This is a genomic window from Reichenbachiella faecimaris (assembly GCF_900176375.1).
GTDB classification, from domain to species: Bacteria; Bacteroidota; Bacteroidia; order Cytophagales; family Cyclobacteriaceae; genus Reichenbachiella; species Reichenbachiella faecimaris.
Genome location: NZ_FWYF01000001.1, coordinates 398,627 through 410,347 on the forward strand (window position 1 = coordinate 398,627; position 11,721 = coordinate 410,347).

Sequence of the window (11,721 nt, forward strand, 5' to 3'; positions counted from 1 at the left end):
CCTTGTTTTTGCGCATCCTTTAACTTTCAACATTTCATTAATTTAGCCGAAAAGCAAACCATTGAATTTCTATTATCACCCCAATCCTGAAGAATCCACTACGCTTAGTGCTGAAGAATCAGCTCATCTGATAAAAGTGCTTCGTGCAAAAAACGGAGATCAAATAGCCATAATGGATGGACAAGGGCATACCTATCTAGCCAAAATCACTGATGCAAACCCAAGAAAGTGTGCCTTTGAAATTTTAAAAAAAGAGCAGAAAGAGAAAAAAAACTATGGTGTTCATATCGCCATAGCTCCAACAAAAAACATGGATCGGCTGGAATGGTTTGTGGAAAAAGCCTGTGAAATGGGAGTTGATGAAGTTTCTTTGATTCTAACCCAAAGATCTGAGAGAAAAAAAGTCAATCTGGAACGACTAGAAAAAAAGGCTATCAGTGCCATGAAGCAGTCCAAAAATTTCTGGAAGTGTACCATCAATGAATTGGTGAGTTTCAAAGCCTTTGTTTCTCAACAATCAGACACTATTGAAAAATTCGCTGCCTACGTCGAGACTGGTCTTGAAGACCTGCTGCAAAAGAAGATCAAACCCCATACCCAGTGCCTAATCCTCATTGGACCTGAAGGGGACTTTTCGCCAGATGAGGTGGAACTACTTAAATCCTCAAACTATGAATTGGTAAGCCTGGGCACACATGTGCTACGTACAGAAACTGCTGGACTTGCTGCTGTCCACACCATCAATCTGGTGAACCAGGGTCTTTAGAAAATTTTTATGGCAGCGTTTGCCACTTCATTTTTGAGCTGACGAACCCGCATATCAAAATCAATATCTTCATAATCGATATCATCAAAAGAAACGGATGATAGGAATTCCACCAATTTTGAGGGATGTGTGGTAGATTGCCCTTTTTCATTGACATATCTAAGCTTCGTCCAGAGCATAGTCTTCAGCTCTGTTTCTTCATCATCTGTCATGAAATATTCCACGACCATGGAGTTGTGGTTGTGCCAGATAATCCTTGAGAAAATCTTCACCCATTCACCCATTCCTGCAGGTTTGATATAGGCTATTTGGTGATTGTAAACCACCCAAATAGCATCAAATGCCTTATAAATTTCGGACATTTGCATCCCATACAATTTAGGAACCTTGTCCTCTCTGGCGTTAAAGAAATAATCGAAATACTTAGCATTGTTCAAATGCTTCAATGGGTCACAATCTTGGAAACGAATAACTGACCTTGATTTGGTCGTTTTTTGATACTTCTTAGAAGGGTCAAATTCAAACATGCTCTAAATATCTTTCGGTAATGATTTGTTTATGATGGGCCACATGCCCTGCAATTATAAATATAATTGCCCGAACCGAAATGTCAGATCCATTGGCATTGCCTATTCGCTCTGTGGCCTGACTGGTGAAATTAGAAATCATTTCAATATGAGACTCTCTTAAGGATTCAAATTCTCCTAATAAATCCTGAATGGAGTTTTTGGAATCATCAACCATTTCGACATAGAGGTGATCATCAAATCCGGGAAGTTTGGCTTTTTCACCCCTCGCAATAGACATGGCTCTAAACCCAAACATCCGTTCGGCATCTATGATATGCCTGACCAACTGTTTGATGGTCCACTTGCCTGCTGCATAGGCGTAATTATACCTATCGTCTGGGATGGCATGGATAAACTGAATAAAATCAGTCTTCTGCTCTACAATCAATTGAACTACGTCAGTCTCACCCACATGGCCTATGTAGCCTGCATAAAATTCGTGGTATTCATTGACTTCAGGTTTCGCAATCTTTATCATTTGTTTTCTAAAGTAAATCCATTGAGAAAAGTGAAAATTTCATCGTAACTATAAGGCTTTAGTGCACCATCCTTGTACGAGGCTTCAGTAAGCAATTGTTTCAATATGTCAATTTGGTCATCATCAATCAATACAATCTGATCTCCATTTTTTAAGATGTACATGGGCGTTTTTACTTTCTTCACTTCCAGTACTACATACTCATTGTGGATATACCAATGTCCTCTTACCTTATTGGTGGTGGCCTGAAAACCGCCATTCTCTCTTTTGAACTTTTTATTGGCGTCAAAATTTATCTTGCTCTCTCCCATAAGATCAGAGGTAGTCCACTCAGAGTCGTTCAGCATTTTGTCAAAAATGGTAGATTTATTTTGGTCTAAAAACGTTTCCAAATAAATCGTCACCTGTTCCTCCATGGTTTGTGCATGCAAGCCAAAACCGCCTAATATCCATAAAAGAAAAAATGTGAGACGAAGTATCATAGCTTACTCCTTAAACCAGCCAGCATATTTCACATAGTTGTCTGCCGTTCGTTCGATCATGCCAAGGCCTTTTTCTCCTATTTCTTTCACTTTTCGAGCTGGATTACCTACATAAATGGAGTTGGGTTCTATAATGGTATTTTCCAATACAATAGCACCAGCACCAATGATAGAACCACTTTTTACAACCACATGATCCATCACAATTGCTCCCATTCCTATCAATACATTATCTTCTAGTGTGCATCCATGCACAATGGCATTGTGCCCGATAGATACACGATTGCCAATCACGGTTGCAGCTTTCTGATACGTACAATGAATAATTGCTCCATCCTGAATATTGGTATAGTCTCCAATGGTAATGGAATTGACATCCCCACGAACCACAGCATTGTACCAAACTGTACAATGATGCCCCATAGTAACATCTCCTATCACCACTGACGTTTCTGCAAACCAACAATCACTTCCATATTTTGGCTCTATGCCATTCAGTTTTCTGATCAAACTCATACCCAAGATTTGTTTACAACAAATCTATTCGTTTGAATTCTGCCATGCAAGTATAGCCGAGTCACTGACGACTATATCATCTCGTAATTTTTGATCTGGAATTGGCTCATCATAACGATTGTTGATGGGCAATACCCCCGCCCATACATTAAGATTGTAATCCTCCGATTCATCGACAGGGTCTCCAGTCCTGATTTTGGCGGAAGCCGCATCAATCTTAAATTTTAATACAGAAGTAATATCCAATTCCTTTTGGCTCGGTACCCGACATTCATCCCATCTGCCTTTGAGGATATTTTCGGTAATCACAAAAAGCCCATGGTTCTTATCTTCATTGGACTCCACCTCCTCTGCTGTTCCAAATAATACCACAGACCTATAATTGGCCGAATGGTGGAAGGCTGATCGTGCCAACACCAACCCATCCAGATGAGTGACAGCCATACAAACAGGTATACCTTCTTTTACAGCCTTTATCGTTCTGCTCTTTACTGAGCCGTGCACATAGATGGTTTCTCCGTCGCGCCCATAAGCCGTAGGGATGATAAAGGGTTCTCCATTCATCACAAAGCTGATATGGCAAATACAACCTGCATCCAGTATATTAAAAACCTGTTCTTTGTCATAAGTTGCCCTTTTGGCGCCTCTGACTACTTTGTTTTTAGCTGTCTTTTCGTATTGTTCCATTGTAATAAATTTTAATCTCAGGTCAAATGTATCAATCAACTGGATTATCATTGTAATCCATTAATCACAAAACAACTGGTCCAGTTATGCTACCTTGGAAATCCATAATTACGATTAATAGATCTGACACGCGCCCCGTCTATCTCCAAATTTCTGATACAATCATCAGCGAAATCATGCAGGGAAGAATTCAAAAAGGTTTTAAAATGCCAGGAAGCAGATCATTGGCTATTTTTCTAAAGGTCAATCGGAAAACCATTCTACAAGCCTATGATGAACTCATGGCACAAGGCTGGATGGAAATCATACCTACTAAAGGTACCTTCATTAAAGAATCACTTCCTGAAATCAAACTGAGACCTTTGGGTGAAGCCGCAAGCCAATTACCAGCCAGCACGCCTAGTATTGCAACTAAATATGACATACCACGAGGCGAACACGTAATAGATGATGGTACGCCAGACTATAGATTGGCACCTATTGATTTGTTGCTCAAAACGGCTCGATCAGTTTCTAAAGGAGCCATAGGAAAATCCGTACTCCTGGGCAATCACTATTTTGGAGAAAATACGTTAAGAAAGAATCTAGCCTCTTACCTGTCTGCTACCCGAGCCATCAATGGAAATGTTGACAACATTCTAATTACCAGAGGCAGTCAGATGGCTATCTATCTGGCTTTTGCTACACTGTTGGAAAAAGGTGATCGCGTTGTTGTTGGGGAATTAAATTATCATTCTGCAGATCGAGCCATCATCACTGCTGGCGGAGATCTAATAAAAGTACCTGTAGCAGAAAATGGGCTAGACCTAGACGCAGTGGAAAAAGCGGCCAAAAGCAAGGCGATTAGAGCCATGTATGTGACGCCCCACCACCAATACCCTACTACAGTGACCATGCCTGTGGAAAACAGAATGCGACTGCTTGAATTGGCCGAAAAATATGACTTCTACATTATAGAAGATGACTATGATTACGATTACCACTATAATCGTTCACCCATCTTGCCACTGGCAAGTATAGACCGAAACGGACGAATTATTTATATAGGCTCATTCAGTAAAATCCTTGTGCCCTCTATTCGCATAGGTTATATGTTTGCTCATTCATCAATCATTCAGTCATGTGGTCAACTTCGCATGATTATCGACAAATTGGGTGACCCAATCATGGAGCGGGCATTGGCAGAAATGATTGCCAGCAATGAAATTGATCGATTTCTTAAAAAGGCTGTGAATACATACAAAGCGCGCAGGGATTTATTCTGCTTACGACTCAAGGAAACCTTGGCAGATGAAATAAATTTTGAAATTCCTGATGGTGGCATGGCCGTATGGGTCGCTTTCAAAAACGTAAAAATTGCGGCACTGATAGAGTCAGCCCATAGGCTAAAACTTAGTTTGAAAATTGATATTTATGAACACACTGAATATGCTTGCAGATTTGGTTTTGCCTCCATGTCTCTGGATGAAATTGAAAGCAACACAGCACTACTCTCACAGGCCATTCAGTCCCTTTTAGTCAATAAATCGCTCCAGTCGTAGAAATTATTTGGTTATTACGATCAATCATCGTTAGTTTAAATATCTTGTGATATATTTAGAATTACAACTGCCTTTCCTGCCAGCTATCTGTGGATCCTTACATGATGAAAAGGTTATTGAATGCGTGTAGAGCAACGAAAATGGAATAAAAAAGCAGGTTGGAAAATATTATCCGACCTAGGGTTGGGATCAAATGCCCAGCTGGTATTTGTATTTGGGTCTACTGATCTGGTACAAGATCAAAATCTGTTTGGAGAAGTTAGATCCACTTACCCAAATGCTGAAATTGTAGTAAGCTCTGGCTCAGGAGAAATCATAGCCGGAAAAGTGTCTCAACACACTCTAAACGTTACGGCACTGCACTTCGAAAAAACCACAATCAAAACTTTAGAAATTAATCTGGACGACGTAAAAGATAGTTTTGACGTAGGCGCACACATTTCTGCCCAAATAGAAAAAGACGGGTTATCTAACCTTATGATTTTTTCTAATGGTAATAAAATCAATGGCTCCCACCTTCTCACTGGACTTCAATTCAATCTATCAGAAGCTGTACCCATTACTGGAGGACTAGCAGGTGCATACGACCCATTTTCATCTACTTATACAGGGCTAAATACAGTTGGTACAGAAGGCAAAGTCATCGGCATTGGTTTTTATGGGGAGCATCTGAAGATCGGTCATTCCTCAAAAGCAGGCTGGACACCATTTGGCCCTGAGCGATTTATCACTAAATCAACCAATAATATATTGTTCGAATTGAACGAAGAACCCATACTGGACTTCTATAAAAAATACCTTGATGGTCTTTTTGAAGATATGGTCGAAGCCATAAGGATTTATCCCCTAGGCATAAAAACAGACCATGGACATGAACGGTTATTGAGAGCATTTTTGGATTATAATCCAGAAAATGGAGGAGCACTTTTTGCTGGTGACATGCCTGAAGGTGCCAAAGTGAGAATGATGCGATCCAATGTGAATTCATTGATTGATGCGGCTGGAGAAGCTGCTATTTCAAGTATGGAACCTTTTGAAATAGAAAAACCTGATTTGGCTATTTGTGTCAGTTGTGTTGGCCGACAGTTTGTACTTCAGGACTGGATCAATGAAGAAATAGAAGGAGTAACAACCGCGTTTGGTGATGACATGCCAATGGCTGGTTTCTATTCTTATGGAGAAATTGCCCCTCAGGCTCCAAAACAAAAGAGCGCACTTCACAACCATACCATGACCATTACCACCTTTAAAGAGCTCGTATGAAGTCTGAGTACAACAAAATATTGAATCGGCAAATCAAAAAATACTCAAATGGTGAAGGTATTCCAGATGATCTTGGGCCACTATTCAATAGTATCAGTGAGTTCTATGATAATTTCGAAAGAGATCAAAAACTCGTAGAAAGAGTGATGGATCTGAGTTCAGATGAATTGATGGATTCTAATCTAGAACTTAAAAAGCTAAACGAGGAAATGGATCGTTTTGTCTATAGCACCTCGCATGATCTGCGTGCTCCACTCCTCTCGATTCTGGGTTTGCTCAATATCATTGAAAATGAAAATACCCAATACGATATCAAAGGCTATCTAAAGCTGCTCAGAGATAGCACAGTAAAACTCGACAGATTTATCAGTGACATTATTGACTATTCGAGAAATACCAGATTAGAGGTCAATTGTGTAGAAGTCAATTTCACTACCATAATCGACGAAAGCTTCAAGCACTTGAACTATATGCCTGGCTGCTCCACTCTACTCAAACTGATCAATATAGACGATCATGCCAAGCTATACAGTGATGATCGCAGGCTTTCCATCATCTTCAATAACCTGATTTCTAATGCCATTAAATATCAGAAACCAGATATTGAAGATAGTTTTATCAATATAGAAGCTGAGATCACAGCCACAGAGCTCAAAGTAGAAATCGAAGACAATGGTGTGGGTATTGAGGAGCAATATTTGGATCACATATTTGATATGTTTTATCGCGCTTCACCAGAAGCCAAGGGCTCAGGGTTGGGCTTGTACATTGTACAAGAAACTTTGGAAAAACTCAGTGGCCAAATCGAGGTGGAGTCTACCTTTGGGGAAGGCACCAAATTTACTGTGACTATCCCAAACATGACCTTAGGCATTTAGTTATGAAGTGGTTGACTATCATATTTGTTTCCATTTGCTTTTGTTTTCAAAGCCATGCGCAAAGCACCCCACCAAATGCACTCACCCCATACTTCAATGCCCTAGTTGTCAGCAATATAGATAGCGCATTAGTTTGGTATCAAAAGATTTTAGGGTATGAGATATTGAATCAAAAACAATTTCCTGAAATGGGGTTTAAACAGGCCAACCTTTCTAATGGCCCAGCCAATTTGGAATTGATTGAATTGAATTCAGCCATAAGTCTTCAAGAAGTCATTCCAAACTATAATGCCAAGACTAAAGTAATTGGCCTTTTCAAATTCGGCTTTCAGGTGGATCAGTTTGATGCCTGGATTGAGTATCTTGAAGGTCAACAAGTTCAATTCAATGGCCGCGTGGTTACGGATGACCTCACAAATAAACGCATGGTCGTCATTTTGGACCCGGATGGCAATCGGGTACAATTGTTTGAAAAATAACTTGATCCTAAAACTCATGCTTACGACCAAAACCTCATTGACACAAAAAATACACATCAGCCTACTGGTTATGATCTTTTTGTTTTCGGTAGATGCACTGTTTGCACAGGATGTATCTGACAGTCTCACTTTTATTCATTTCAAAACGGAGCAAAAAGTAATCCTAACTACAGGGATGCTAGTGGAAATCAAAACCAATGACCATCAAAAGCTAGTGGGTGAATTCACTGGAGGATCTACAACAGCACTTCATCTAAAACAGAAAAACAGTACCCAAAAGCTGGCCATGGCCAACATTAAAAAAATCACAGCCTACAATGAGGGAAGCAAAGACCCCATTACAGGCACGGTGCGATTTGTGGTAAGTGCTTCCAGTGCCACATCCTTGCTCTTGGGTGGAGGTGCAGCAGCAGGTGGCATAGTCACAATCAGCAGCCATGCTGCATTAGGCCTGGGATTGATGGGGGTAAGTGTCCCACTCATCTACTATGGCATCAAACTGCATCTGATGCTAAAAAACGCTGACCGTGATGTGATTAAAATGAATAAGGGCTGGGAAGTGACTGCTTCACAGAGATAGGTTCTGACGTTCGACTTCACCTCTTTATCACTCGTTATTCGCTTTATGGTTTTTTGGCAGAATTAATCCGTAGCTTTGCGCCTGCAAATAAATACACCCCTATGAAACGCGTCAAAGCATACAAACAGCTATTCAACGTAGAAGCAGACACAGATCTGAAGCAGTTGAAATCTACCTATAGAAATTTGGTAAAAGAATGGCATCCAGACAAGTTTCAAGACGAGGTCAAAAAATCTGAAGCTGAAATCAAAAGCCAGGAGATCATTGACGCGTATCACTTCTTAGTGAGCATTGCACCAGAGACTAAAGCGGCCAATCTGGACGAATACACCAAAACCACCACAGAATCAGGAATTGCTGACTTCAAACACAAAGGCTTGCTTCTGGAAGTATCATTCACAGACGGCACCACATACGAGTACTTTGGGGTAAATAGAAACTTGTATCTCAAGTTCGTGAATGCAGAAAAACAATTCCGCTTTGCCAAAAGAAACATCTTCAACTCCTTCCTTTATAGAAAATCAAAGCGGGATCTGGAGATGGCTTAAGCAGCCATCTTTCTACCCAAATAAAATATCTCGAAAAGGAATCCAAAGAATAAGGAAGACTTATTCATTCAAAAAAGCTTTAGAATATAATATGCTCAATTCAAATTTTGAAATATTCACAGCAAATTCTTTAAATTAGTAAAAGGAACTTATATCGTTCGCTGACCCATTATTAACTCAGCCAGTGCCATTTGAAGCTAGAAATTGATTTTTATAACGTCATCCTTATTCTAGGATTGATCCAAGGGATAATGTTGATCCTATCAGCATTTTTTAATAAACCTAACTTATCTAAGAAACTATTTACCACCATTATTGGTATTTTATGTCTTACTACATTTGACACAATTCTTTTTGATGAGGTCGATTTCAGAGGTTATTCTTTTACATCCAGAATGCTAATAGGTTTTTTTCCTCTGGATCTAAGGTAATGTACCCTTATTTACTTCAAAACATCAAATTTTTCAACGGCTTAAAAATTGAGAAACAAAAAATATTATTATATTGTTGTCGTATATATTATATTTGCGGCAACAAAAATATTTCATACAATGAGAAGATTAGAATTTGCATCTCTTCAAGTAAGAGATTTAGAAGTTTCAAAAGACTTCTACACTACCAAATTAGGATTTGAAGTATCCGAATTGTCAAATCCGTATGCCTATGTTTTTAAGTTCAACAAGGGCGAAGCAAGTTTTGCTATAAGAACGCCTGTGACGAACATAGACGACAAAGAACTTGGCGTTGGTGTTCAACTTTGGTTCGCTATTGAGGGCACAATTGAAGATTTGCAAGCAGACCTAACAGCGAAAGGAATTGCAATTTTAGGAACAGTCAACACCACACCTTTTGGAAAAACTGTAATTGTGAAAGACCCCGACGGCTACACTTTGACTTTTTTACAACCAAACGCTTAAAATGAAAAAAATTGAGTTTAAGTTCAAAAGTCCGAATGAAAGTCCGGGTTATCTTTTGGGACAAGTAACATTGTTGTGGCAACGAAAACACAAAAAAGTTTTAGACCCTTTAAACTTGACACAGACACAATTTGTTCTTTTGGCCGCATTAGGTTGGCTTTCGAGAGAAAACAACAATGTTACGCAAGTTGACATTGCTCATCAAGGAAACGCAGACAGAATGATGGTTTCAAAAGTTTTGCGGACATTGGAAGAAAAGAAATTTATTAGCAGACAAGAACACCCAACAGACACCAGAGCCAAAGTCATAAAATTGACAAATGAAGGTGCAAATGTCCTTCAGAAAGCACTGACAGCAGTTGAAAATACCGATATGGATTTCTTTTCGGCTTTAGGGGATAAATTATCCTCATTCAATCAGAATTTGGTGGATTTGACCGAACGAAACAAAGACGAATAAAAACCGCCAATATTGGCTATACGTAATGTGGGGAAAAGTGCCAACCGAAGGTTCGGTGCTTCCATTCATACTTGGTCGCAATCATATTGCGACTGTGTGTTCCTAGGCATTTAAAATGCTCTAAAAGTAAAATCGCATAACATATACAACCTAGCAAGAAAAAGTTTGCGCCAGCATCAGCTGTGATTCGACTTATTTCACCAACTTCCCAATCGCCCCATCGGCCTTTTCAAACCCAAAACCACTCAGTACATTTTTTAATTTGTTTTCGATCTCATCATTGGCAGGATTGCCGATACTGCCTAAGTGTGTGTGATTCACTGATTTATTGAGGGTGCTCCCTCCTGCTTCAATGGTTTTGCCTACCTGGATATACGCGTCGCGGAAAGGCACGCCTTCATTCACCAGACGGTTCACTTCTTCTACACTGAATAGATCATTGTATTTAGGGTCGTCTAAGATGTCCGATTTAACCTCGATATTTTTCATGGCAAATGTGCATACCTCTAGCGTTGATTTCAATTCTGCGAAAGCAGGCAAGAATGTCTCCTTGATCGTCTGCATGTCTCTGTGATAGCCAGACGGCAAGTTGGTAGTAATGAGTGTCACTTCATTGGGCAGTGATTGAAGCTTGTTCATTTTGGCTCTAATCAGTTCAAATACATCAGGGTTCTTCTTGTGTGGCATGATGCTCGACCCGGTCGTCATCTCTACGGGCAGTTTCAAGAAACCAAAGTTCTGTGAGTTGTACAAGCAGATGTCCATGCTCATGCGTGAAAGTGTGGCTGCGATACTGCTCATGGCAAAGGCGACGGATTTTTCTACCTTCCCACGGCTCATTTGGGCATAGACTACATTGTAGCTCAGATCTTCAAATCCAAGCAGTTCAGTGGTCATCTTGCGATCCAAAGGAAATGACGAACCATAGCCAGCTCCAGAACCTAATGGATTCTGATTGGCGATCTTATAGGCGGCTAAAAGCAACTGTAAATCATCTGTGAGGCTTTCTGCATAAGCACCAAACCAAAGGCCAAAGGAAGATGGCATAGCCACTTGCAAGTGTGTATAGCCCGGAATAAGGATATCTTTATGTTTTTTGCTTAGGTCATTGAGCGTGTGGAACAACTCTCCCACCAACTCGGTAATGATTCGAATCTCATCACGAATAAACAAACGCAAATCGACTAAAACCTGGTCGTTTCTAGAACGTCCACTGTGTATCTTCTTGCCAGTATCTCCTAGCTTTCTTGTAAGCAGCAATTCCACCTGTGAGTGTACATCCTCAATCCCATCCTCGATCACAAAATCACCAGCTTTGATTACGCCCAGTATATTTTTCAACTCTACGAGTAGCTTCTCCAATTCAGGTTTGGTCAGCAGTCCAATATGCTCCAGCATGGTGGCATGAGCCATAGACCCATACACATCAAACGGCGCCAATAGCAAGTCCAATTCACGGTCTCTGCCTACTGTGTAGGTTTCTATTTCTTTTGATACTTCGTTTGTTCCTTTATCCCAGAGTTTCATGTTCAATCATTTCAATTTTAGAACCGTCAT

The 11,721-nt window shown here is 40.1% G+C and carries 15 protein-coding genes; 9 read left to right on the plus strand and 6 right to left on the minus strand.

The window, feature by feature from the left end:
• Window positions 1–61 precede the first annotated feature (61 nt).
• Window positions 62–766: a 16S rRNA (uracil(1498)-N(3))-methyltransferase gene (locus tag B9A58_RS01590; RefSeq protein WP_084370675.1), complete on the plus strand. Its 705-nt coding sequence runs from the start codon at window positions 62–64 to the stop codon at window positions 764–766.
• Here B9A58_RS01590 and B9A58_RS01595 read toward each other — a convergent pair.
• From B9A58_RS01595 to B9A58_RS01615, 5 genes are read right to left on the minus strand one after another with little or no spacing between them, the layout of a single operon-like run.
• Complete coding sequence (locus B9A58_RS01595; RefSeq protein WP_084370676.1) at window positions 763–1,293, minus strand: acyl-CoA thioesterase; 531 nt, start codon at window positions 1,291–1,293, stop codon at window positions 763–765. The genes B9A58_RS01590 and B9A58_RS01595 overlap by 4 nt on opposite strands.
• Window positions 1,286–1,813: a DinB family protein gene (locus B9A58_RS01600; protein ID WP_084370677.1), complete on the minus strand. Its 528-nt coding sequence runs from the start codon at window positions 1,811–1,813 to the stop codon at window positions 1,286–1,288. The genes B9A58_RS01595 and B9A58_RS01600 overlap by 8 nt, the downstream gene beginning before the upstream one ends.
• The gene (locus tag B9A58_RS01605) at window positions 1,810–2,295 is read right to left on the minus strand and encodes a hypothetical protein (protein ID WP_139793704.1); all 486 of its coding nucleotides are present in this window, start codon (window positions 2,293–2,295) and stop codon (window positions 1,810–1,812) included. The genes B9A58_RS01600 and B9A58_RS01605 overlap by 4 nt, the downstream gene beginning before the upstream one ends.
• A 3-nt stretch (window positions 2,296–2,298) precedes the next feature.
• Window positions 2,299–2,811 carry a gamma carbonic anhydrase family protein gene (locus B9A58_RS01610; protein ID WP_084370679.1) on the minus strand — a complete coding sequence of 171 codons (513 nt, stop codon included), beginning with the start codon at window positions 2,809–2,811 and terminating at the stop codon, window positions 2,299–2,301.
• Between the two features lie 24 nt (window positions 2,812–2,835).
• Window positions 2,836–3,498, minus strand: coding sequence for a pyridoxamine 5'-phosphate oxidase family protein (locus B9A58_RS01615; RefSeq protein WP_084371935.1), 663 nt, complete (start codon window positions 3,496–3,498; stop codon window positions 2,836–2,838).
• Between the two features lie 86 nt (window positions 3,499–3,584).
• On the opposite strand from B9A58_RS01615, the gene B9A58_RS01620 reads away from it, so the two are divergent.
• From B9A58_RS01620 to B9A58_RS01655, 8 genes are all read left to right on the plus strand, one after another.
• Window positions 3,585–5,039, plus strand: coding sequence for an aminotransferase-like domain-containing protein (locus tag B9A58_RS01620; protein ID WP_084370680.1), 1,455 nt, complete (start codon window positions 3,585–3,587; stop codon window positions 5,037–5,039).
• A gap of 120 nt (window positions 5,040–5,159) precedes the next feature.
• Complete coding sequence (locus B9A58_RS01625) at window positions 5,160–6,302, plus strand: FIST signal transduction protein (protein WP_084370681.1); 1,143 nt, start codon at window positions 5,160–5,162, stop codon at window positions 6,300–6,302.
• Entirely contained in the window at window positions 6,299–7,180 is an 882-nt protein-coding gene (locus tag B9A58_RS01630) for a sensor histidine kinase (protein ID WP_084370682.1), read from the plus strand. Before B9A58_RS01625 ends, B9A58_RS01630 begins: the two co-directional genes overlap by 4 nt.
• 2 nt (window positions 7,181–7,182) lie before the next feature.
• Entirely contained in the window at window positions 7,183–7,659 is a 477-nt protein-coding gene (locus B9A58_RS01635; protein WP_084370683.1) for a VOC family protein, read from the plus strand.
• A gap of 16 nt (window positions 7,660–7,675) precedes the next feature.
• Window positions 7,676–8,239 (plus strand): hypothetical protein, encoded by a 564-nt coding sequence (locus B9A58_RS01640; RefSeq protein WP_139793705.1) that lies wholly within the window; start codon window positions 7,676–7,678, stop codon window positions 8,237–8,239.
• 101 nt (window positions 8,240–8,340) lie between these two features.
• On the plus strand, window positions 8,341–8,787 hold the full coding sequence (locus tag B9A58_RS01645) for a J domain-containing protein (protein ID WP_084370685.1): 447 nt from the start codon (window positions 8,341–8,343) through the stop codon (window positions 8,785–8,787).
• Between the two features lie 551 nt (window positions 8,788–9,338).
• Complete coding sequence (locus tag B9A58_RS01650) at window positions 9,339–9,704, plus strand: VOC family protein (RefSeq protein WP_084370686.1); 366 nt, start codon at window positions 9,339–9,341, stop codon at window positions 9,702–9,704.
• A gap of 1 nt (window position 9,705) precedes the next feature.
• Window positions 9,706–10,164, plus strand: a complete 459-nt coding sequence (locus tag B9A58_RS01655) for a MarR family winged helix-turn-helix transcriptional regulator (RefSeq protein ID WP_084370687.1) — start codon at window positions 9,706–9,708, stop codon at window positions 10,162–10,164.
• Window positions 10,165–10,356: 192 nt separating this feature from the next.
• On the opposite strand, the gene argH is transcribed toward B9A58_RS01655, so the two are convergent.
• Entirely contained in the window at window positions 10,357–11,691 is a 1,335-nt protein-coding gene (gene argH / locus B9A58_RS01660; RefSeq protein ID WP_084370688.1) for an argininosuccinate lyase, read from the minus strand.
• Window positions 11,692–11,721: the final 30 nt, after the last annotated feature.